The 22,373-nt window shown below is 66.3% G+C and carries 21 protein-coding genes; 8 read left to right on the top strand and 13 right to left on the bottom strand.

The window, feature by feature from the left end; translation table 11 throughout:
• Positions 1–19: 19 nt before the first annotated feature.
• Both EYW47_RS06560 and mscL read left to right on the top strand, forming a co-directional pair.
• Positions 20–1,030, top strand: coding sequence for a threonine/serine dehydratase family protein (locus EYW47_RS06560; protein WP_133194039.1), 1,011 nt, complete (start codon positions 20–22; stop codon positions 1,028–1,030).
• Positions 1,031–1,212: 182 nt separating this feature from the next.
• On the top strand, positions 1,213–1,659 hold the full coding sequence (gene mscL, locus EYW47_RS06555) for a large conductance mechanosensitive channel protein MscL (RefSeq protein WP_133194038.1): 447 nt from the start codon (positions 1,213–1,215) through the stop codon (positions 1,657–1,659).
• Positions 1,660–1,805: 146 nt separating this feature from the next.
• Here mscL and EYW47_RS06550 read toward each other — a convergent pair whose 3' ends face one another.
• From EYW47_RS06550 to EYW47_RS06540, 3 genes are all read right to left on the bottom strand, one after another.
• The gene (locus tag EYW47_RS06550) at positions 1,806–3,818 is read right to left on the bottom strand and encodes a hybrid sensor histidine kinase/response regulator (RefSeq protein ID WP_240763567.1); all 2,013 of its coding nucleotides are present in this window, start codon (positions 3,816–3,818) and stop codon (positions 1,806–1,808) included.
• A 159-nt stretch (positions 3,819–3,977) separates the two neighbouring features.
• A complete protein-coding gene (locus tag EYW47_RS06545; RefSeq protein ID WP_133194037.1) occupies positions 3,978–4,574 on the bottom strand; it encodes a response regulator in 597 nt (198 codons plus the stop codon).
• 42 nt (positions 4,575–4,616) lie between these two features.
• A complete protein-coding gene (locus EYW47_RS06540; protein ID WP_133194036.1) occupies positions 4,617–6,341 on the bottom strand; it encodes a sensor histidine kinase in 1,725 nt (574 codons plus the stop codon).
• A 444-nt stretch (positions 6,342–6,785) separates the two neighbouring features.
• Here EYW47_RS06540 and EYW47_RS06535 point away from each other — a divergent pair, with 444 nt between their 5' ends.
• A complete protein-coding gene (locus tag EYW47_RS06535) occupies positions 6,786–7,289 on the top strand; it encodes a hypothetical protein (protein WP_133194035.1) in 504 nt (167 codons plus the stop codon).
• 119 nt (positions 7,290–7,408) lie between these two features.
• Here the strand turns inward: EYW47_RS06535 and EYW47_RS06530 are convergent, their stop codons facing one another.
• Positions 7,409–9,910, bottom strand: a complete 2,502-nt coding sequence (locus EYW47_RS06530; RefSeq protein ID WP_133194034.1) for an AsmA family protein — start codon at positions 9,908–9,910, stop codon at positions 7,409–7,411.
• A 133-nt stretch (positions 9,911–10,043) separates the two neighbouring features.
• Between EYW47_RS06530 and EYW47_RS06525 the strand changes: the two genes are divergently transcribed.
• The gene (locus tag EYW47_RS06525; RefSeq protein WP_133194033.1) at positions 10,044–10,796 is read left to right on the top strand and encodes an ABC transporter ATP-binding protein; all 753 of its coding nucleotides are present in this window, start codon (positions 10,044–10,046) and stop codon (positions 10,794–10,796) included.
• The gene (locus EYW47_RS06520) at positions 10,793–11,617 is read left to right on the top strand and encodes an ABC transporter permease (RefSeq protein WP_133194032.1); all 825 of its coding nucleotides are present in this window, start codon (positions 10,793–10,795) and stop codon (positions 11,615–11,617) included. The genes EYW47_RS06525 and EYW47_RS06520 overlap by 4 nt, the downstream gene beginning before the upstream one ends.
• Positions 11,618–11,764: 147 nt before the next feature.
• Here EYW47_RS06520 and EYW47_RS06515 read toward each other — a convergent pair whose 3' ends face one another.
• Positions 11,765–12,322: a DUF6013 family protein gene (locus EYW47_RS06515; RefSeq protein ID WP_205710028.1), complete on the bottom strand. Its 558-nt coding sequence runs from the start codon at positions 12,320–12,322 to the stop codon at positions 11,765–11,767.
• Positions 12,323–12,567: 245 nt separating this feature from the next.
• Complete coding sequence (gene ligD / locus EYW47_RS06510; protein WP_377784879.1) at positions 12,568–13,644, bottom strand: non-homologous end-joining DNA ligase; 1,077 nt, start codon at positions 13,642–13,644, stop codon at positions 12,568–12,570.
• Between the two features lie 309 nt (positions 13,645–13,953).
• Between ligD and serB the strand changes: the two genes are divergently transcribed.
• The gene (gene serB / locus EYW47_RS06505; protein ID WP_133194030.1) at positions 13,954–14,793 is read left to right on the top strand and encodes a phosphoserine phosphatase SerB; all 840 of its coding nucleotides are present in this window, start codon (positions 13,954–13,956) and stop codon (positions 14,791–14,793) included.
• Between the two features lie 87 nt (positions 14,794–14,880).
• Here serB and EYW47_RS06500 read toward each other — a convergent pair whose 3' ends face one another.
• From EYW47_RS06500 to rimO, 4 genes are all read right to left on the bottom strand, one after another.
• Complete coding sequence (locus EYW47_RS06500) at positions 14,881–16,095, bottom strand: cystathionine beta-lyase (RefSeq protein ID WP_133194029.1); 1,215 nt, start codon at positions 16,093–16,095, stop codon at positions 14,881–14,883.
• Between the two features lie 206 nt (positions 16,096–16,301).
• Entirely contained in the window at positions 16,302–16,931 is a 630-nt protein-coding gene (locus EYW47_RS06495) for a hypothetical protein (RefSeq protein ID WP_133194028.1), read from the bottom strand.
• A 5-nt stretch (positions 16,932–16,936) separates the two neighbouring features.
• The gene (locus EYW47_RS06490) at positions 16,937–17,869 is read right to left on the bottom strand and encodes a sugar kinase (RefSeq protein WP_133194027.1); all 933 of its coding nucleotides are present in this window, start codon (positions 17,867–17,869) and stop codon (positions 16,937–16,939) included.
• A 5-nt stretch (positions 17,870–17,874) separates the two neighbouring features.
• Positions 17,875–19,212 carry a 30S ribosomal protein S12 methylthiotransferase RimO gene (gene rimO / locus EYW47_RS06485; protein WP_205710027.1) on the bottom strand — a complete coding sequence of 446 codons (1,338 nt, stop codon included), beginning with the start codon at positions 19,210–19,212 and terminating at the stop codon, positions 17,875–17,877.
• Between the two features lie 270 nt (positions 19,213–19,482).
• Between rimO and EYW47_RS06480 the strand changes: the two genes are divergently transcribed.
• Complete coding sequence (locus EYW47_RS06480) at positions 19,483–19,797, top strand: transcriptional regulator (protein WP_133194025.1); 315 nt, start codon at positions 19,483–19,485, stop codon at positions 19,795–19,797.
• The gene (locus EYW47_RS06475; RefSeq protein ID WP_028216452.1) at positions 19,790–20,074 is read left to right on the top strand and encodes a helix-turn-helix domain-containing protein; all 285 of its coding nucleotides are present in this window, start codon (positions 19,790–19,792) and stop codon (positions 20,072–20,074) included. The genes EYW47_RS06480 and EYW47_RS06475 overlap by 8 nt, the downstream gene beginning before the upstream one ends.
• A gap of 30 nt (positions 20,075–20,104) precedes the next feature.
• Here EYW47_RS06475 and phaR read toward each other — a convergent pair whose 3' ends face one another.
• From phaR to EYW47_RS41730, 3 genes are all read right to left on the bottom strand, one after another.
• A complete protein-coding gene (gene phaR, locus EYW47_RS06470) occupies positions 20,105–20,716 on the bottom strand; it encodes a polyhydroxyalkanoate synthesis repressor PhaR (RefSeq protein ID WP_133194024.1) in 612 nt (203 codons plus the stop codon).
• Between the two features lie 156 nt (positions 20,717–20,872).
• Positions 20,873–21,613: a 3-ketoacyl-ACP reductase gene (locus tag EYW47_RS06465; RefSeq protein WP_133194023.1), complete on the bottom strand. Its 741-nt coding sequence runs from the start codon at positions 21,611–21,613 to the stop codon at positions 20,873–20,875.
• 215 nt (positions 21,614–21,828) lie between these two features.
• On the bottom strand, positions 21,829–22,373 hold a 545-nt coding region (locus tag EYW47_RS41730), incomplete at its 5' end, for an acetyl-CoA C-acyltransferase (protein ID WP_240763566.1).

The raw sequence follows: 22,373 nt of genomic DNA, 5'->3' as shown, positions 1-22,373 counted from the left end.
GCACCGCAGGTCCAACGCCATGTCAACCGCCACGCCGCTGCCCACCGATCGCACGATCGACGGCGAAGCCGTTCCAACGCTGGACGAGATCGCCTCGCAGCACTTCACGCTTGCGCCGTGGGTGCTGCGCACGCCGGTGTTCGATCGCCACGACCTGCCCTCGCTCGGCAACACGCACGTCAACTTCAAGTTCGAACTGCTGCAGGCGAGCGGCAGCTTCAAGGTGCGCGGCGCGTTCACCCACCTGCTCGCGCTTGATGCGGCACAGCGCAGCGCGGGCGTGACCTGCGTCTCGGGCGGCAATCACGCGATCGCCGTCGCGTATACGGCGAGGCGCCTTGGCATCGGCGCGAAGGTCGTGCTCTTTCGCACGGCGAGCGAGGCGCGCGTCGAGCAGTGCCGCCGGCTAGGCGCCGAGATCGTGCGGGCCAGCGACAGCCGCGAGGCATTCGAGATCGTGCGGCGCATCGAGGCCGAGGAAGGCCGCTATTTCGTGCATCCGTTCAATGGCTATCGCACGGTGCTCGGCACCGCGACGCTCGGCTACGAATGGGCGACCCAGGCGCCCGACCTCGACGCCGTGATCGTGCCGATCGGCGGCGGCGGGCTCGCCGCGGGCGTCGCCACCGCGCTGCGTCTCGCCAATCCACGTGTGCAAATCTACGGCGTGGAGCCCGAAGGCGCCGACGCGATGAGCCGCAGCTTCGCGGCCAACCATACGGTGCGCATGACTCACATGCAGACGATCGCCGACTCGCTGATGTCGCCGCATACCGAGCAATACAGCTACACGCTGTGCCGCCGTCATATCGAGCGCATCGTCACCGTGTCGGACGACGCCCTGCGCGCAGCGATGCGCCTGCTCTTCGACGAAATGAAGCTGGCCGTCGAGCCTGCCTGCGCGACGGCCACCGCGGGCCTCTACGGGCCGCTGCGCGAGACGTTGCAGGGCAAGCGCGTGGGCGTCCTGTTGTGCGGGACCAATACGGACCCGCAGCGCTTTAGCGAGCAGATCGAGATCGCGCGATGAGGGCTAGCCGGCCCGGCCAGGCACGCGGTGTGCAATAGCGCATCCCGCGTGAGACAGGCAATCGGCGAAATGTCATGCAGTGTCAAATCGCTACCGCATTGCGAATGCGTTCGCTATCATTGCGCCATTGCGTCGTTACGCCCCCTGGCCCGTGCCGCCCCCCGATCAAGGAGAGCCCGCTCATGAGCATCATCAAGGAGTTCAAGGAATTCGCCGTCAAAGGCAATGTGATGGATCTTGCGGTCGGTGTGATCATCGGCGGCGCCTTCTCGACCATCGTCAACTCGATCGTGAAGGATCTCATCATGCCGGTGATCGGCGTAGTCACGGGCGGCCTCGACTTCTCGAACTTGTTCGTCCGGCTCGGGCACATTCCGGCCACCTTCAAGGGCAACCCCGACTCGTACAAGGATCTGCAAACCGCCGGCGTGGCCGTGTTCGGCTACGGTTCGTTCATCACGGCGGTGATCAATTTCGTTATCCTCGCGTTCATCATCTTTCTGATGGTGAAGTTCGTGAACAAGCTGCGCAGGTCGGACGAAGCCGCGCCCGCCGCGCCGCCGCCCACGCCCGAAGACGTGCTGCTGTTGCGCGAGATCCGCGACTCGCTCCAGAGCAATTCGCGCTAAGCGCCGCTTGCGCGTTTCAACGGATCAACGCTCGCCAGATAACCAGCCGGCAAAGAGAGTCACACAAAAACCCGCGTCGCCGTTTTTCGGCCACGCGGGTTTTTTTTGCGCCCTGTTGCGCGCGCCAGGCACGAATCGCGCGGCGCTCAAACCGCCGGCGCCGCCGGGTTCGACACTCCGCTTGCGCGCTGCGTGACCATCTCTTCGATCAGGCGCTCGAGCTGCTCGAAATTCACCGGCTTCGTGAGATGCGCAGTGAAACCGGCATCGATGCTGCGGCGCACGTCGTCGTCGGTGCCGAAGCCGGTGAGCGCGATGGCCGGCGCCTCCGACTCCTTGCGGAACGCGCGGATGAAGTCGATGCCCGAGCCGTCCGGCAAGCCGATATCGCTCACGACCAGATCGAAGCGTTGCGCGGCTGTGAGCGCGAGCGCACCGGTCACGCTCGTGGCCACCGCCACCTCGTGGCCGAGCGCGCGGATCAGTTGCGACATGACCTCGGCCGTGTCCTCGTGGTCCTCGATCAGCAGGATCTCGAGCGCGCCCGCGCGGTGCGGCCCGCTGTGGTCCGCAGGGCGTGCGGCACCCGAGCAAGGCGCGGCGGTCGGCAGCACGATCGTGAAAGTCGCGCCGCAATGCGGGCCGGGGCTCTTCGCGCTCACGGTGCCGCCGTGCGCCTCGGTTAGCGCCTTCGTCACCGCGAGCCCGAGTCCGAGGCCGCCGAACTGGCGCGTCATGTTGTGGCTGCCCTGCTCGAAGGCGTGAAAGAGCTTGCCGATCTGCTCCGGCGCGATGCCGATGCCGGTGTCCTCCACTTCGATCACCACATGCATGCGCTCGTCGCGCGTGCGCACGAAGATGTGGCCGCCGTCAGGCGTAAACTTCGCCGCGTTGCGCACGAGATTCCAGAACATCTGCTGCATGCGTGCGCGGTCGCCGCGCACGTAGTGCTGCTGCGCCCGGCGCTCGACGTGCACATCCTGCTGCTTGATCTGCATCTCGCTGTGAAAGAGCTCGAGCACGGCGTCGATCACTTCGTGCACGTCGACCGTGTCGAGCGTGAGACTCAGCTTGCCGTTCGCGACACGCGTGAGATCGAGCAGATCGTCGATCAGGCGCGCCTCGAGTTCGATATTGCGGCGGATCATCAGCACGCCCGCGCGCGCGGCCTCGGGCAAGTCAGGGATCTGCTCTAGCAGTCGCGTGCCGGCCAGCACCGGCGTGAGCGGCGTGCGCAATTCGTGCGAGAGCATCGCCAAAAAGCGGTCCTTTGCACGATTGGCCTCTTCGGCTGCCTGGCGCGCAGCCTGCTCGGAGGCGAGCAGCAGCTCGCGCTCTTCATTCGACTCGCGCTGCGCGTGGATGTCGGTACAGCTGCCGAACCACTTGTCGACGCTGCCGCGCGGACCGCGCATCGCAACGATTCGGACATCGAACCATCGATACGTGCCATCGTGACGACGAATGCGCAATTCGTGGCGATAGTCGTCGTCGTTGGTGCGCACAGCCTTGAGCCATGTATCGCGAATTTCATCCCGGTCGTCCGGGTGCACCGCGTCGAGCCACGCGAGGCCATGCGTCGTGCCGGCGTCGAGTGCCGTGTATTCGCGCCATTGCTTCGAAAGGAAATCGCACTCGCCGTCCGCTCCGCAGGTGAACACGAGGTGCGGCAGGGCTTCGGATAGCGTGCGGTAATGCTCTTCGCGATCGCGCAACAGCAGCGCCTCGTCCGAGGCGCGTTGCAGCGCGACCTGCGCGAGCACGCGCGCCACCGCTTCGGGCAGATAGTCGAGGTAGTCGCCCGATTTCGGCACCACGTCCGATACGCCCGCGCGCAACGCGGCAATCACGCGCGACTCGTCGGTGAAGCCGGTAACGAGAATCGCCGGCACGCGCACGTCCTCGGCACGCAGGCGGCGGAAAAAGTCGAGACCGGTCTCGGCGCCGTCGAGCTGGTAGTCGAGTACGAGCACGTCCGGCGTGCGCGCCGCGAGCACGGCGCGCGCCTCCCCAACGCCCGTGCAAGTGTCCACGCGCGCGCCGGCCCGCACGAGCGATTTGCGCGCGAGCCGCAGAATGCCTTCGTCGTCGTCGACGACGAGCACGTGCGCGCCAGCCAACATCGTTGCCGCTTCGTTCATGCCGCTCATGCCTTTCATGCTTCTGGCATCCCTCGTGGCTGGCGCCGCGCCGCTGGCGCGCCCAGTATCAATATTGTCATGGTGGTCACGCGCGAATCGAAAGCCGTATCTGATCGTTCAAGTCCCCGGCAAGCCGCGGGGCAGGCACGAGCACGCACAAGCCCACGCAAGCGCCCTTCAAGGACGCACAAAGCGATGCCCCGGCGGCAGCTTGACGACCTGGAGGAAAAAGCCAAGCCGCCGCACCGCCTCGATGAACGCGTCATATTCAACGGGCTTCGTGATGTAGACATTGCAGCCCAGCTCGTAGCAGCGTTCGATCTCGCGCGGGTCATCGGTCGTCGTGAGCACGATCACCGGCACCGACGCCGTCACCGGATCGGCCTTCAGCCGCCGCAACACCTCGAAGCCGTCCACGCGCGGCATGCGCAGATCGAGCAGGACGACGAAGTTCGCCAGCTCTTCGCGTGACGGATAATTCGACGCCGCAAGGGTATCGGCACCCGGCGTACCAAAGAAGTAATCGAGCGCCTCCTGGCCGTCGCGAAAACGCAAAAACCCGTTGGACACCCCCGAGCGCCGCAGGTTGCGCTCGACCAGCGTGGCGTGCCCGTCGTCGTCTTCGACCAGCACGATGCTCACGCGGTGCCCCGATTCCGCCGGCTCGGCCGGCAGGCCGGCGCTCAGCTCGCCCGGGAATGGGTTCGGCTGTGCTCCGGCATTTTCCCCCGCTTTTGCTCCCGCTTTTGCTCCCGTTTCTTCTCGTTCTCTCATGCCGCTCTCCGACGTATCCTCATCCGATCCGGTCGTGTGTCCTCATACTGCGCGCAGCGGTTCGTCGGGCAGCGCGACGAAGAAGGTGGAACCCGCGCCTTGCGTCGACTCGACCCAGATGCGCCCGCCATGGCGCTCCGCGATACGGCGTGCGAGCGCGAGCCCCGTGCCTTGCCCGATCGAATCGCCGCCGTGCAGGCGCTGGAACGCGCGAAACAGTAATGGCTGATACGCAGCCGGAATTCCAATGCCATTGTCGCGCACATAGTAAGTCCGCGTGCGTGTGCCGGATATGCGCAAGGCATCGCGTGCGTTGGCGTGCGCACTGACGTACGCATTGACGGGCAGCGCCGTCCAGCCAGCCACCTCGTCGACGGGGCCAGACGGGCCGCCGCCAGGCTCGGGGGACGAAGCCGGTGTTGCCGCCTCGCCCGGCTCGAGCGCGCCGATCTCCACCTGCCCGGGCCGAGCCGGATCGAGGTGGCGCAATGCGTTGTCGATCAAATTGCTGAAGATCTGCTCTAGCGCCCCCGGGTCGCCCCAGGCGGGCGGCAGTTCGCGCACCTCGATGCGCGCCTGCTGCGCGAGCCCCGCCGCGAGGCCGGCGAGCGCGCGCTCGACGACGCGGCCCACATTCACGCGCTGCCAGCGATAGTCGAGCCGCCCGGCGCGCGAAATGCGCAACAACGCGTCGATGATGGCCGCCGCGCGCGCCACGGCCTGGCGCAGGAATTGCAGCGATTCGTCGACGTCGCCGTCGAGCACCTCGACCATGCGCCGGTGCTCGTCGGCGGGCAGAGCCGCCGCATCGATCTGCTCGCGCAGATCGCCACACGAAACCTGCAGCTCCTTCGAAAAACCCTGCAGATTCACGAGCGGCGAACGCAGGTCGTGCGAGACGCTGTAGATGAACATCTCATTGTCCTGGCTCTCCTGCCGCAGATTGTCGTTGGCGGCGGCCAGGTCCGCGGCGCGTTCCTGCAGTTGCCGCTTGAGCGCCGCCTGTTCGTGCTCGGCCTCGCGCAAGCGCTGGCTTGTCTGATTGAGCACGGCGTCGAGCGCCGCGATTTCGTCGTCGCCGGCGAGCGGCCGCGCAAGCGCCACCCCCTCGCCGAGCCGCTGCGCATTGGCGCTCAGCGCGGACAGACGCGCGCCCACGTTGCGCGCGTACGCGATCGCCGTGGCGGCCCAGATCAGCATCGACCCGACCACGGCGACGATGAGCGCTTCTTGCTGCCGCTCGCGGGTCTCGCGCAGCGAGGCGCCGCGCGCGTCGTCAAGGCGCGTTTGCTCGGCGACGAATCCATCGAGCTCGCTGCGCACCGCATCGATTTCGGGCGGCAGACCGTCGCCGCCCGCGTGCGCGAAGCCGCTGATACGGCCGGCGCGCAAGGCGTCGGCCACCTCGCCGCAGCGCGCGCGCCACGCGTGCGCATAGTCGTTGATGCGCTGCACGCGCGCGAGCTGTACGGGGTTATCGCTCACCATATGCTCGAGCAGCGAGATGCGATCCGAGAATTCGGCCCAGACGGCGCGGCGGTCGATGAAGGAGGGATCTTCGAGCACGATCGCCGTGCGCACCCGCGCGGCCTCCCGCAACAACGGGTGAGCGAGGCTCGAAGCCTGCCAGAGGATCTGCTTGCTGTTCTCGGCGCTCTTTGCGGCCTCGGCGGCCTCGCCTTGCGTATCGAATACGACGCCGAGCAGCGCCAGCTCGATTGCGCTCGGTATCGCGATCAGCAAAAGCCCCTTGGCGAACAGTTTCATGTCGATTTGATTGGATGGCGCTCTGGGCGACGCCTCGTGCACCGAGCTACGCGAGCGGACCTCCCCGTCCAGGTCCACGCGCGGCGAGCCCCCCGCGGCAGGAAATCGCCGCGCCCGCCAGAGCCAAAACATTATCTGCGCGAAATTATGAGATTACAACGTATGTGTCTATGCGCACCCGGCAGTGAGAAAAGCCGGCATTTTCCCGAGAAATCGTCACACCGCACGCGCGTGCAGGTCTATTATTGAGACCGGAGATAAGTGAAAGAGAAGCGAAAGAGCGCCGGGATACCTACATGAGCGCGACGTGCGATCCGGCATGGCGTTTGCCTGACGCGGTGAGAGTTCTGGACGTGGTCTGCACGTGCCTGAATTCTCGTGAATCCGGCAAATCGGTATGCTATAAAGGATCGACGTGCGGCGCACCAGTCCGGGAGTGGTCGCATGGGAACGCTGCGTTTTTTGCAATCCACCTTTTTCAGGCGAATTTTTATGTCCTTCCCGAAAAAGCGTAAGCGCATCAAGGCGGATGGCGACGAGTCATTTCTCGCCGTGCTGAGCCACTTCAAACCGTTCGGTCAACTCGATACGAAGATTGCCCGTGCGCGTGCGCAGGATGAGCCCGTGCTCTACGCACACGTGCTGCCTGGGCTCGACGTGCTGTTGTGCAGCGTTCGCGGTGCGCAGCCACCCTATCCCGGTACAAGCGAATTGCGCAGACGCTGCATCGAATCCATTACGCATGCACTCGAGCAACCGCTCGAAGGGCTCGAGAACGGCGGCTACTGGTACGAGGCCGACGGTTTCGGCTTCCTCGTGTTCGCGAGCCGGGCACGCGGGCGGATCTTGCCCGAGTTTGGCGCGGCGCGGCCCGGCAACAGTTCGCGGCACGTGGCGCGCCGCCAGGACACCACCGGCGATCCGGCACCGCGCCAGCAATTGCGCTGAACGCCACTCAAAAAACGCCCGACGCTCTAGCGCCGGGCGTTTTTGTATCTGCCTGCCCGTCCAGACGCCGCGGTTCGCGGCACGCGTGCGGCCCACCCGCGCTGCGCGCGCGGGCAAGCTCAACTACCCTTGTAAAGACTTTGCAGTCCGGGCTGCGCAGCAGCGCCGGATGGCGTATTGCCGGCGTTGCGCGATGCGCCATGTGACGCGAACGGCGAAGCCGCTTTCGTGTCGCTGCCAGGAAGCGGCGCCGCGCGCATCTTCTGACCCGGCGGCGGCGCCACCGGATGCTGGCGAATCTGCGCAAACAACTGATCGCAAGGCAGCGGCTTGTTGTTGCTCGGCGCGATGAGCGGGATGAGCGCCGCGAACGGGTTGATGAGCCCGAGCCCCACCATGGCGCCGCCGCGCAGTGCGAGCGCAGCGGCATCCACGCCCACGTGCGGATTCTTGAAGGTGCCCTTCACGTAGAGCGGCGAGCGCAACGAGAACACCCGAAAGCCCTTGGTGTGCGGGTGCACCTTCATGTCCATCGACTCGTCGCGCAGATCGATGGGGCCATCGATGTCGATCACGGCGTCGTCGGTGTCGAGTGCGAAGACGCGCGGATCGAGCACGCCGTTGGTCGCCACGAAATCAGCCGCCGCGCAATTGATGTTCACGTCGCGATTGCCGAACAGCTTTTCGTAGACCACGTTCGCCACGTTCAGGCCCGCCGCCTCCATCAGCAGGCGGCTGATCGTACCCTGCGTGACCAGCGCCTTCACTTCGCCATTGGACGAGGCAGCGAGCGCCGCCGGTGAATTGCCCGTCGCGGAAAGCGAGGCGTCGCCGTTGACCTCGCCGAGCGCCGACTGCATCGACTTGAAGCTCGGGAACAGTTGCTTGAGCTTCAGGTGGCGTGCGGTGACCGTGCCACGTGCCTTGAGCGGCGTGCCGCTGCCGTCGAGCGAAAGCTGCGTGGCGAACGTGCCGCCCGCCACGCCGAACTGCAGCGGCTCGAAGGCGAGCACGCCGTTGGTCAAGCTCACATGCGCATAGAGGTCCTGGATCGGCAGGCTGCCCTGCTTGACGATGCGCTTGCCGGTGAACTTCACGTCGGCGTCAATGGAACTCCAGCGGTCGGTCTTGAACGGCTCTACGGGGATCACTCGGCCGGCGGGCTGCGTGACGGTGTCGCCGCGCTTCGCCTTGCTCGCCTTGTTGTCCGCGCCAATGATCGGCGCCAGATCGGAGAACTGCAGCAGGTTCGAGACGAGCTCGCCAGAGAGCAGCGGACGAGGCTGGCGCTGCTCGTACACGAGCGTGCCGTTCAGGTCGCTGCCGCCCACGCGGCCCGTGAAATTCTCATAGCGAAACACACTCGCGCCGCGACGGAACTGGCCGACAAAGCGCCCTTCGGTTGCGTAAGGCGGCGTTTCGGGCAGCGTCACGCCGGTCAGCTTGTAGAGATGCGCCATGCTCTGGCCTTGCAGCCAGAGGCGCAGATCGACGGCGGCGAGATGCGTGGGGTCCGTGAGCGTGCCGACGAGCGCGATATGCAAGTCGCCGGCGCGCACGTCTGCCTGGATCGGGAAAGGCCGCCTGGCGTCTTGCAGCGCGAGCACGCCGCCGAATTTGCCGTCGCCCGAGAGCGGCGTCTTGTTGTACGCGCCCTTGATCGTCCAGCCGATGGCGTAGAACGGCTCGCTCGACTTGCCGGCGGATGGCGCGCTCACCCCGGTTGTGGCATTCGCGGCAGGGACCGCGCTCGCGCCGCTCGCGGCCAGCTTCGAGCCGGTGCCCTGGGAGGCCGCAGCGCCGCTTGCGGCTGGCGCACTGGAGGCGGCGGCAATCGCCCCAGACGCGCCTCCGGCGCCGCTGGCAGCGTTGGTCGCACTCGCCGCACTCGCCGCAGCCGCCTCGGACGCCTGCTGCTTCTGCGCCTGCTGCGCGAGCCGGCTCGCCCCCGCGCGCCCGATCACCTGTGCGGAGCCCTGGCGCGACGCGGCCTCCTGCTGCTCCATCACCTTGCCAATGGGAATCCCCTGGCCGAGCAGGCTCACGGCGATCTTCACATCGGTTTTCGTCTGCTGGTCATTCACAGCGATGTTGCCATCGGAGAACGTGATGTCGTGCAGATCGAGCTTCCACGTGGAAGGCCCGCTCGACGATGCCAGCTTGAAGGTCCAGTTATTGCGCCCATCCCCGAGCCGCTCGATATCGATGGCAGGATTCACGAGATTGATCGCCGGAATCACGATGTCGTGCGCGAGCAGCGGCAGCATGGCCACTTCGAAGTCGACCTCGTCGAGCGTGGCGAAATGCGGCGCCTTCGCCCAGTCGGGATTCGCCACTTCGATCTGCGTGGCCGAGAAGCGCGGCCATGGCACCCAGGCGCGCCAGCCCGTTTCGTTCGGCGGCCTGCGCCAACCCAGCTTGAGGTCGCCGACAATGGCGAACGGCCGCCCGATGGCTTCCGTCACTTTTTCGTTGACATAGGGTCTGGCGCGATTCCAGTCGAAGGTGTAAATGAAGACGCCAAGCGCAGCGACGAGCACGACGACAACCGCCACCAGCCATGCGAAGATCTTGGCGAGCGTGCGGCCGAAGCCGTGGGCCTTGGGTTGCGGTGACTTCATGCGCACTCCATGTTATGCATTGTTGTTTCGCCAACGATAGCGCAGCAGCCTGCGTGCCCGGTTGCGCCCGCGATGCACTGCATCACGTCGCGCGCGTTGCATCGCGGCGTACTTTGTTTGATGAATTTCTTCGATGACCCATCAGAACGATTTGAGCCGCTCCGGCGTTGACGCGACGGCCACCGCGCCGCTCGTTGAAGCAAAACGCATCATGCGCCGCGACGCCCAGCGCGGCCAGGTCTTGCTGCATCCCGCCGACTTCGCGCTTCACGCGGGTCAACGCGTCGTGCTCACGGGGCCGTCCGGCTCGGGCAAGAGCGTGTTCCTGCGCGCGCTCGCGCTACTCGATCCACTCGACGGCGGCACGGTGCACTGGCACGGCCACGCTGTCACGCATGCGCAGGTTCCGCGCTACCGGCGCCACATCGCTTATCTGCGGCAGCGGCCCGCGCTGATCGACGGCACGGTGGAAGACAACCTGCGCTACCCCTATACGCTGGCTGTCTATCGCGATACGGCATTCGACGCGGCGCGCGCGCGTGCGCTCTTCGACGCGGCGGGCCGGGGGTCCGACTTCCTCGCGCGCGCCACCGCCGAGCTTTCCGGCGGCGAAGCGCAGATCGTCGCGCTCGTGCGCGTGCTGCAGCTCGATCCAGAGGCGCTGCTGCTCGACGAGCCCACCGCCTCGCTCGATCCCGAATCGGCGCGTGCGGTCGAGACGCTGATTGCACAATGGTTCGAGCATGCGCGCGCGGCGCGCGCAACCGTCTGGGTCTCGCACGATCCGGCGCAGGCGCAACGCGTGGGCGAGCGCCACATCACGATGCGCGCGGGCGTGCTCGAGGCGCCCACCTCCGCGCAAGCCGCCATGGGAGCGCTGCGATGAGCCCCGGCGTGCTGCAGGACCTCGGCATCGGCGACGTCGCCATCGCGGCGCTGCTGGTGTTCGTCAACGGCGCCGTTTCGGTGCTGCTCAAGCTCGACCTCGAACGCAAGCTCGCATGGGCCGCCGTGCGCACCGTCGTGCAGCTGCTCGCGATTGGCTACGTGCTCGGCTGGGTGTTCGCGTTCAACCGCTGGTACGCGGTGCTGCCGCTCATGGCGCTGATGACGCTCATCGCCGGCATTGCGGGCGCGCAGCGAGGCGCACGCACCTACGCGGGCCAGCGCGTGGACAGCATCGTGTCGATCTGGATCAGCGCGTGGCTCGTCGCGGCGGTGGGCCTGTTCGTCGTGATCCGCATTCGGCCGTGGTACGAGCCGCAATACGCGATACCGATCCTCGGCATGATTCTCGGCAATACGCTCACGGGCGTGTCGCTTGGCGTCGAGCGCATGATGCAGGAGCTCACGGCGCGGCGCGACCGCGTGGAAAGCGCCCTCGCGCTCGGCGCGACGCGCTGGGAAGCGGCCCAGGCGAGCGCGCGCGATGCCGTGCGCGCGGGCATGATCCCGACGCTCAACCAGATGGCCGTGGTGGGGGTGGTGAGCCTGCCCGGCATGATGACGGGCCAGGTGCTGGCGGGACAATCGCCGCTGCAGGCGGTGCGCTATCAGATCGTGATCATGTTCCTGATCGCGGCTTCGTCGGCGCTCGGCACGGTGGGCGCAGTGGTGCTCAGCTACCGGCGGCTCTTTTCGATCGAGCATTGCTTTCTGGCCGCGCGGCTCGTCGAACGGAACGCGCGCAACAAAGCGCGCGCCTGACGTGACCGGCGTGACCGAGGTGCCCGGCGTACCTGAGCCACGGGCGGCGCTTGCAGTGCGCACGCCGCCCATGTCTTCAAGCCATCCTTCGTCACGCGGGCGAGCACCGCAGCTCGAGAAGCACCGCTCGAGCGTAGCGCTCGCCGGCTAGCGCTGCGCCGAAATGCTCAACTGCGTGCCGTCGCTGAGCTTGAGCGTCTTGGCGGTGCCGTTGGTCGGCATCGAGAAGTGCAGCACCTCGCTATGCGCGACCACCTCGGGGCACTGCGCGCCGGCCGCCGCCTTGCCGGTACGCGGCGCCTGGGCCCGGAAGCTCACCTGCACATTCGCCGTGCCGTCCTTGGCGACGATTGGCGCGAGCCGCACCTGGGTCTGACGCACCATCGCACCGTTCGCGTCGAGCGGCAGCGAGCTGTAGTCCGGGCAACTCTGCGCGGCCGGCACCGCGCCGCCTGGCGGCGTGGTGCGCCAGGTGAAGTCGTCGGTGTCGCCCGAGCGCAGCGTGCGGGTTTCCTGAGAGTCGCCGTAGAGCTTCGACGTGACCTTCACCGTGTAACGGATCGGGCCGTCGGTCGGGGTCTTCGATGTCACGTTGATCGGCGTCGAGGCGAGCGCTGGCAGCGCGATCGCACAAGACAGGGCAACGGCGGCACTAACGAGCGCCGCGCGAGCGCGGCGGGGGCGGCTGGAGCTGCTGCAAGGCATGCGTCACCTCCTGGCGGGAGCTGCCGCGGCCGCGAAAGACGCGGTGCGGGCAGCGCGTGGCTGATCTTCTACTGTCAGTCTAGCGCGCCGCGCGAAGGCTTGCGCCGGACGATGACGTCGGCCCGACCAGGTTTTATCCGGCTTGCCACGCCGCGCATTTTGTTAGCAATGCGCAACGTGTCTCCAGGAACACCCTCACGGCTGCCGCGAAGCGCGTTGCCCCGCACGTCCGCCGAAGCCTGCGCCTACGCGCCGCCCTCCTCCAGCCGCAGCGTCAGCTCACTGCTGATCGACTGGCGTACGCGCGCATAGCGCGCCCACGGGTCCGAGCGCTTGACGTGCGCAAGTCGCGCGTCGATATTCGCGAGCGTCCATTGCGCGCCGCCCGTCGTATCGGCGAGCTCGTCCCACGCGATCGGCACCGAAATGCCCATGCCGGGCCGCGCACGCACGCCGTAGGCGACTGCCGTACTGGCGCCGCGCACATTGCGCAAATAATCGACAAAGATCTTTTTCTTGCGATGCTCTGGGCCCATGGTCGCCGTGAACTGCGTGGGCCAGCCCGAAGCGAGGCGCTGCGCCACCGCGCGCGCGAAGGCCTTGGCTTCGTCCCAGCCTGCGCCGGGCACGAGCGGCACGACGATGTGCAATCCCTTGCCGCCGCTCGTCTTGCAGAACGCCTCGAGGCCGAGATCGCCGAGCATCGTGCGCGTGAGCTGCGCCGCCTCGATCATGCGGTCCCAACCGAGTGCGGGATCGGGATCGAGATCGAATACGATGCGGTCGGGCGCTTCGATATCGGCGGCGACAGCGTTCCAGGTGTGCAGCTCAATCACGTCCATCTGCACGACGTGCACGAGTGCTTCGAGCGAATCGATGGTGAAGAGCGGCGGATGGCCGGGATCGAGGCCTTCGTGCTGCGTGACCTCGGGAATCGGCGAGCGCGTGCTGTGGCGCTGGAAGAAGACCTCGCCGTTCAGACCTTGCGGCGCGCGCACGAGCGAAACGGGACGATCGCGCAGGTGCGGCAGCAGCCACGGCGCGGCGCGCGCGTAATAGCGCACGAGATCGAGCTTGCGGGTGCCGCTGTCCATGTCGATGACGCGGCGCGCACTGGTGATGCGTATGCCGGCGACTTCGCCGAAGGTGCCGTGGCGGCCCGAAGAAGCCCGATGAGATCGAGGCGCCCGGGGAGTTGCGGCGCGCGGCGCGCGCGGTGCAGACGCACTGGGCGCGGTTTGCGCCGCAGTGTCCACTGCCTCGGCCCGCGCGCCGGTCGGTGTTCGGGCGGTGCCCGTCTGGGCGTTAAGAGCGTCCTGCATACCGGTTCCCCTTGCGCTCATCGAGCGCATGCGACGCATCGCGCGACGCGAGTCGCGAAACGTACGGTTGACGGCACGCGGCGGCCGTCCCCCGGCGGGCGCCGCACGAGCTTTCATTGTGCCTAAAAAGACGGCTTTCGTCTCCGTAAGCTTTGAACCGGGCCGCGAGCGCATCTCGAAACGGTACAATTCGCCTTTCGCCGCGTGCATCGGCCGGAGTGCCGGTCTTTGCGCCCTTTTTCTCGATACCCGTTCGATCCTCCGCCGTTTCCGGGGCGCCATCCCGGGAGCCTCAGCGCCGCTCACGTCATGAACCTCGTCATCCAGAGTCCCGCTCCGCTGCAAGCCGTCCACCACAAGCCGCTGCTCGCGCTCGCGCGCGGCAGCCGCCTCGTGCCGATCGACGCGCACGCGATCCGCATCGAAGACGCCGCGCCCGCGCAGCACGCCGACCTCGAGGTCTATTGCTCAACGCATCAGCTCGACCATGCGTTCATCGAGCCGGGCCTCACGCTCGCAAGTTTCGGGCTCGTCGCCATGGACATGGACTCGACGCTCATCACGATCGAATGCATCGACGAAATCGCTGACTTCTGTGGCCTGAAGGCCGAAGTCGCCACGATCACCGAGGCATCGATGCGCGGCGAGATCAAGGACTTCAACGAAAGCCTCACGCGCCGTGTCGCACTGCTCAAGGGCCTCGACGCGAGCGCGCTCGAGCGCGTCTACGAAGAGCGCCTGCAGCTCTCGCCCGGCGCCGAGAAGATGCTCGCCGGCGCGAAAGCCGCGGGCCTGAAAACGCTGCTCGTTTCGGGTGGTTTCACGTTCTTCACCGAGCGGCTGAAGGCGCGTCTCGGACTCGACTTCACGCGCGCGAACACGCTAGAAATCGTGGACGGCAAGCTGACCGGCCGCGTCGTGGGCGAGATCGTCAATGCGGATGTGAAGGCGCGCACGCTCGTCGAAACCTGCGCGCAGATCGGTATCGAGCCGCGCCGCGCGATTGCCATGGGCGACGGCTCGAACGACCTGAAGATGATGGCCGAGGCGGGCCTTTCGGTAGCGTTCCGCGCGAAGCCCGTGGTGCGCGAGGCGGCCAGCGTCGCGTTCAACTTCGTCGGGCTCGACGGCTTGCTGCGGCTCTTCTGAGCCGCCTGAAACACGTGCCGCACAAGCGGCACGCGTGCGACTGAAAAGACAACGGCCGCGCCTGTCGCCAACGACAGGCGCGGCCGTTTATTCTTGCGGGCCGTGCTGCAATGCGCCGCCTGCCAGCGTCGCGAGCGCGCGCTCGAGGTCGGCGCGCAGGTCGGCTTCGTCCTCGAGGCCGATGTAGAAGCGCACCAGCGTGCCGCGATGCGGCCAGCTCGCGGCCGTGCGCATCGACGCGATGTCGTACGGCATCACGAGGCTATGCGCCCCGCCCCAACTCCAGCCGAGCGCGAAGAGCTCGAGCGACTCGCAGAACGTATCGATCTGCGCGGGGCTATAGCGTTCGTCGAACACCACCGAGAAAAGACCGCCTGCGCCGGTGAAATCGCGCTTGTAGTATTCGTGGCCCGGGCAATCGGCGAACGCGGGATGCAGCATCGCGGCGATCTCGCCGCGCGTTTTCAGCCAGTTCGCGAGCGCAAGCGCCGTGCGATCGTGCATCTCGAAGCGCGCCGTCATGCTCGGCAGCCCGCGCAGGACGAGCGAGCAGTCGTCCGACGAGACGCCGATACCCAGCCTCATGCGCGCCGCCTTGAGCTTCAGGTGCAGATCGTGATCCCGCGTGATCGTCGCGCCCATGAGGACGTCGCTGCCGCCCGACTGATATTTGGTGAGCGCCTGCACCGAGATGTCGATGCCGTGCTCGAACGGCTTGAACGCGAGACCCGCCGACCAGGTGTTGTCGATCGCCGTGACGACATTGCGCGCGCGCGCCGCGGCGGTGATCGCACGCACATCGGGCACCTCCATCGTCACCGAGCCGGGTGCTTCCAGCCAGATCAGCTTCGTCTCGGGGCGGATCAGCTCAGCGATGCCCGCGCCGATCATCGGATCGTAGTAGCGCGCCGTCAGGCCAAAATCGCGCGCGAGCCAGTCGCCGTGATCGCGGTTCGGCGAATACACGTTATCGGGAATCAGCACGTCGTCGCCGGCCTTCAGGAGGCCGAAGTAGACGTTCGAGATAGCCGAGAGGCCCGACGGCTGCAAGAGCGCATACTCGCCGCCCTCGATGGCGGCCAGACGCTGCGTGAGCATCGCGGACGTGGGCGTGGCGTGCAATCCATAACGCCATTGCGAGTCGTTGCGCCAGTCGAGCGAGCGCACCGTCTTGAGGTCGGGGAATACGACGGTCGAGGCACGCGTGACGGGCGCGGCAAACGATTCGAAGCCGGGCATGATCTCTTCTTCGGGATGAACGATGCGCGTCTGCAGCGCGCGGCTGGATTCGGTTTTCTTCATGGCGGAAGGCAAGCGGTAAAAACGCTGGGGGTTAGGTGGCGCGGGGCGCCTGAGCGACGCCGGCGACCAGGCGCTACAGGAGCCGCGACGCGCGACGCATGCGCAAGATTAACATCTGAGCCAGGACGGCTCGCCTTAGTGGCCCAACGCGCGCGGTCTTGGGCTGTGGTCACGCATCGTCGCTGGCGAGCTGCCGGTCGCGCGCGTTACTCGCCGGTCACGAGATTCCCGACGCCGCCCACGGCATGACCGCCTTTCTCGGCAGGCGTGGCCGCCGTGGCCGCGCCGGCGGCGTGCGCAGCGCTCACCGCGGGCGCCGATGCCCCCGCCGCAAGCGGCTTAAGATCGAACGGCTGCGGATTCGAGTCGTCGACCTCCATGCGATCTCCGGAGAGCGCGCCGTCGGCTGCGAACGTGCCGACCCAGTTACCGGTGATGTGCGTACCATCGTTCGACTCCTCCGCCTCGAGCGTCGGGCCAGTGCGATCGCCCGCGATCAGGATCACCTCGCCGGTATCGGTGAATTGATATTCGCCGTGCACGCCCGACTTGTCGTCGGGGTCGTCGGTCTTGGCGCCGAGCCGCATCACGATCGGCCGCTTGCCGAGTGTGCCCACGTATTGCGGGAACCCGGCGAATTCGGGATTCGGCTTGAGCGACGAATGCACGGGCGCAGGCGCAGCCGATGCATTCGCAGCGCCGTTCGCCATATTGCCGCCCACGGCACAGGCGGCGAGCGGCAACGCCATCGCCGCCGCTGCGAGCCACGCGAGGCCGCGCGACGCGGCCCCGTGTCGTCGCGCGACGTTCGAGACTTTCGAGGTCGAAACTTGCATCGGACTCATTCCTTCGCGGCCAGCATGCGCTCGACATCGTCGCGATGCGGAATTGGCGCGACGGCGCCATAGCCTTGTGTCGAAAGCGCCGCGGCCGCATTCGCGTACTGTGCCGCCGCGAACGGATCGTCGCCGGCCACGATGCGGGCGATAAACGCACCACCAAAGCAGTCGCCGGCGCCGGTGGCGTCGACAGCCGCCACGACGCGGCCCGGCACGAGGCGGCGCTCATGCGGCGTCGCCACGTAGGCGCCGTCCTTCCCGAGCTTGAGCGCGACGACGCGCGAACCGAGCGAGAGCAGACGGTCGACGATTGCGTCGCGATCGTCCAGACCGGTCAGCACCGCGACGTCGTCCCAGCTGGGCAGGCAGATGTCGGTGGCGCGCAGCACCTCGGTCATGACCGCGCGGGCGCGCGCGAGCGGCCAGAGCTTCAGGCGCAGGTTCGTATCGAAACTCACCTGCACGCCATTCGCGCGCGCGTGCTCGATTGCCGCGAACGCCGCGTCGCAGGCGGCTTCGCCGATCGCGACGCTGATACCCGACAGATGCAGCACGCGGGCCGCAGCCAGCGTGGCGAGCGGCAGATCGGCGCTCGCGTAGCGGCTTGCCGCCGAGCCCTTGCGCAAATAGTCGAAGGCATGGCCGTCGGGGCCGTGCGAGACGAAGTACACGCCGGTCGGCGCGCTGGCGTCGACTCGCACCGTCGAGGTGTCGACGCCTTCGCGCGTCCACAGATCGAGCAGCAAACGCCCGAACTGATCGTCGCCGACCGCCGAAACGAAGCCCGTGCGCGCGCCCTGGCGCGCCGCCGCGATAGCGAAATTCGAGGTGTCGCCGCCGAAGCCCTGCAGGTACGCCGGCTTGCCAGGCTCGGCCTGATTGAATTCGATCATGGCCTCGCCATAGGCGAGGATTGCTGGCGTCGCTTGCGTCATCCCGCTCAGACCTCGCCCCAAAGATCGTGGCCGTCGGCGCCGGTGATCTTCACCGATATGAAGTCGCCGACTTTGTATCGCTTTGACGCCTTGGTCGCAGGTGCGACGTAGACCACGCCGTCGATCTCGGGCGCATCCGCCGCCGTGCGGCCGATGCCGCCGTCGGGATTGATCTCGTCGATCAGGACCTTGAGGGTCTTGCCGACCTTGCGCTGGATGCGTTTGGCCGACACTTCTTCGGCCACTTCCATGAAGCGCGCGCGGCGCGCTTCGCGCACTTCGTCGGGCAGCGCGCCGTCGAGCTCGTTGGCGCTCGCGCCTTCGACCGGCGAGTAGGCGAAGCAGCCCACACGGTCGAGCTCGGCTTCGCGGATGAAGTCGAGCAGCGTCTCGAACTGCTCCTCGGTCTCGCCGGGAAAGCCGGCGATGAAGGTGCTGCGGATCGTGAGGTCCGGGCACATCTCGCGCCAGGCCTTCACACGCTCCATCACTTTCTCCGCGTTCGCCGGACGCTTCATGCGCTTGAGCACCTCGGGGTGCGCGTGCTGGAACGGCACGTCGAGGTACGGCAGCACGTGGCCCTTGAACGGGCCTTGCGCCATGAGCGGAATGACCTCGTCCACGCCCGGGTACGGATACACATAGTGCAGGCGCACCCACGCGCCGTACTGCGCGGCGAGCTCGCCGAGCGCCGCGACGAGATCCGTCATGCGCGTCTTGATGGGCTTGCCGTTCCAGAAGCCGGTGCGGTACTTCACGTCGACGCCATAGGCGCTCGTGTCCTGCGAAATGACCAGCAGCTCCTTCACGCCCGACTTGAAGAGGTTCTCCGCTTCGAGCATGACTTCCGCAACCGGACGCGAGACGAGATCGCCGCGCATCGACGGAATGATGCAGAAGGTGCAGCGGTGATTGCAGCCTTCGGAGATCTTGAGATACGCGTAGTGGCGCGGCGTGAGCTTCACGCCCGCCGGCGGCACGAGGTCGACGAACGGATCGTGCGGCTTGGGCAGATGGCTATGCACCGCCTGCATGACTTCGCCCACGGCATGCGGGCCCGTCACGGCCAGCACCTTCGGGTGCACTTCCTCGATGAGATTCGAGCCGCTCGCGCTGGCCTTCGCGCCGAGACACCCGGTGACGATCACCTTGCCGTTTTCGTTGAGCGCCTCGCCAATGGCGTCGAGACTTTCCTGCACGGCTTCGTCGATGAAACCGCAGGTGTTGACCACGACCAGATCGGCGCCGTCATACGACCCCGAAATCTCGTAGCCCTCGGCGCGCAGCTGGGTAAGGATCTGCTCGGAGTCGACAAGGGCCTTCGGGCAGCCGAGGGAAACCATCCCGACGCGCGGAGCAGGATTGCGGGGGGTCGTTGATTCAACAGGGTTTTTCACGTGTACGTCCGGATGTGGGGCGCAGGGCGAAGAATGCGCCGCGCGAAATCAAGCCAATCTGCCATTTTACCCGTTTGGCGTATCGAGCGGCGCGCCTTGGCTGGCTAGCATCGAGTGGAGTCAGGGTCGGAAGAAGTATGGACTTCGGTCAACTTCTTTCGATTCATTGTCCAACATTAATACGGCATTGCCGTATAATCCATCTCGACGCGCTCCATGCTCACGATCATCGAAACCGAGACGTTCCAGCGTTATGCGGCCGAAGTCTGGCGCGACTCCGAACGCGAGGCGTTCATCACATGGCTTGCCGACAACCCGCTTGCCGGCGACGTGATCCCTGGCACGGGCGGCCTGCGCAAGGTGCGCTGGAGGCGCTTCGGCTTCGGCAAACGGGGCGGTACGCGCGTCATCTACTACAACGTCCTCAAAGACGGCTGCATCTGGCTGCTGATCGTCTACACGAAGGCGAAATTCGACAACCTGCCGGTGACCTTTCTCAACCGGTTGCGCGAAGAGGTGGAACGTGGATAAGGAATTGGAACAGTTTCAGGCAGACCTGCTGAAGTCGGTCCGCGAAATGAAAAGCGGGCGCGCGGCGCGCACCACGCGGGTCGAGCCCACCGCCGCCGCGCTCGCGCGCGCCAAGGTCGGGCTCTCGCAAAGTGCCTTTGCGGCACTGCTCGGCGTGTCCACGCGCACGCTGCAGGACTGGGAACAGGGGCGCCGGCAGCCAACCGGCGCCGCGCAGACCCTGCTGCGCGTCGCCGAACTCCATCCGGAAGCGCTGCGCGATCTGAAAACCGCCTGAGCGCTGCCTGGGCTCCACTGGAGCCCAGCCTTACTTCTTCTCGTCTTCGTCGCTGCCGCCTTCGTTCGCGCCTTGTGCAGGTGCAACCGGCGACGCGGGCGTCACCGGCTTGAACGGGAAGGTACTGAACATGTTCTTGGCCTGGTTCTGCATCTGCTCCTGCATCTGCACGAACATATTCTTCGACTGCTCGATGTAGCTGGTCATCATGCCCTGCATCATCGGCGCCTGCATGTTCATGAACTGCGACCAGACCTCGGGGTTCATCGCGTTGCCTTCGTAGAGGCTCTTCGATTGATCCGCGAGCTTGTTCTGGATGTCGATGAACGCCTGGATGTTTTTTTCCAGGTAGGTGCCCATCATGCCCTGCATCGCATGGCCGTAGAAACGGATGATCTGCGACAGCATCGACGACGAGAACATCGGCAAGCCGCCGCTCTCCTCTTCAAGAATGATCTGCAGCAGGATGCTGCGCGTCAGATCCTCATTGCTCTTTGCGTCGATGACCTTGAATTCCTCCTGTTCGAGCACGAGTTGTTTCACGTCCGTCAACGTGATGTAGGTGCTCGTCTCCGTGTCGTAGAGCCGACGGTTCGGATATTTTTTGATCAGTCGTTCGGCGGTTTTCTTTGTAGTCGTCATGTGTCGCCCTTGTAAGCGCCAACGCGCGACGGCCGTTGCCATCGCGCGCTGTCTTCGATCCCGGAAGCGGTGCCTGCCCCGGCGTGCAAACAGGCCCGCCGCCGCCGTCAATCCCTGCATTGCCGCCCGCCCCTGTCAGGGGCGCGGCGCGCGGGATCAGCCCATGTGCAACCCGCCGTTCAGCGAGAAGTCAGCACCGGTTGAGAAGCCCGACTCCTCCGAGGCGAGCCACGCGACGATCGAGGCGATTTCCTCGGGTGCGCCCAAGCGGCGCACCGGAATGGTCGCAACGATCTTTTCCAGCACGTCGGGACGAATCGACTTCACCATGTCCGTGCCGATGTACCCCGGCGAAACGGTGTTGACGGTCACGCCCTTGGTGGCCACTTCCTGCGCAAGCGCCATCGTGAAGCCGTGAATCCCGGCCTTGGCCGTCGAGTAGTTCGTTTGCCCGAACTGGCCCTTCTGGCCGTTCACCGACGAGATGTTGATCACGCGGCCAAAGCCGCGCTCGACCATGCCGTCGATCACCTGCTTCGTGACGTTGAAGAGGCTCGTCAGGTTGGTGTCGATCACGGCGGTCCAGTCTTCGCGCGTCATCTTGCGGAACACCACATCGCGCGTAATGCCCGCGTTATTGACGAGCACGTCGATCTCGCCGACCTCGGCCTTGACCTTGTCGAACGCCTGCTTGGTCGAATCCCAGTCGCCAACGTTGCCTTCCGAGGCGACGAAGTCGAAGCCCAGTGCTTTCTGGTCTTCGAGCCATTTGACACGGCGCGGCGAGTTCGGGCCGCAGCCTGCAACCACCTTGAAGCCCTGCTTCTCGAGGCGCTGGCAGATTCCCGTTCCGATACCGCCCATACCGCCCGTTACATACGCAACGCGTTGTGACATAAACCACACTCCATTATCGTTTTCCGGAGCGCCGACCGACGGCCCCGGCCTCGCCTCTGCCTGTTGCTCTCTTTACCGCGTCTTGCGCGATGCGCCGCCTGAGCACGCGGCGCATCGGGTCGGATCAGGTCGAGTGGCCTCGTTTGCCTGCGAGAGAGCGGACCGCGTACGGCCCGCGGCTTGGGGCGAGCATCCAGCGCTCAGTCTCCATCTACTCAGGCGCGCTCCACCGCGAGCGCCACGCCCATGCCGCCGCCGATGCACAGCGAGGCCAGACCGCGCTTCGCGTCGCGGCGCTGCATCTCGTGCAGCAGCGTCACCAGAATCCGGCAGCCCGATGCGCCGATCGGGTGACCGATTGCAATCGCCCCGCCGTTCACGTTGATCTTCGACGTGTCCCAGCCCATCTGCTTGTTCACGGCCAGCGCCTGTGCCGCGAACGCCTCGTTGATCTCCATGAGATCGAGGTCGCCCACCGACCAGCCCGCGCGCTCGAGGCAGCGCTTCGAGGCCGGCACCGGGCCCATGCCCATCACCTTCGGGTCCACGCCACCGGCCGCGTACGCCTTGATGCGCGCGAGTGGCGTGAGGCCCAGCGCTTCGGCCTTCTTCGCCGACATCACCAGCACCGCTGCCGCACCGTCGTTCAGGCCCGAAGCATTGGCCGCCGTCACCGTGCCTTCCTTCGAGAACGCCGGCTTCAGGCCCGCGAGCGACTCCGCCGTCACGCCATGGCGCACGAACTCATCGGTATTGAAGC

It is taken from the genome of Paraburkholderia silviterrae, from assembly GCF_004353915.1.
Taxonomy (GTDB): domain Bacteria; phylum Pseudomonadota; class Gammaproteobacteria; order Burkholderiales; family Burkholderiaceae; genus Paraburkholderia; species Paraburkholderia silviterrae.
This window is presented reverse-complemented; position numbering and strand designations above follow the sequence as displayed.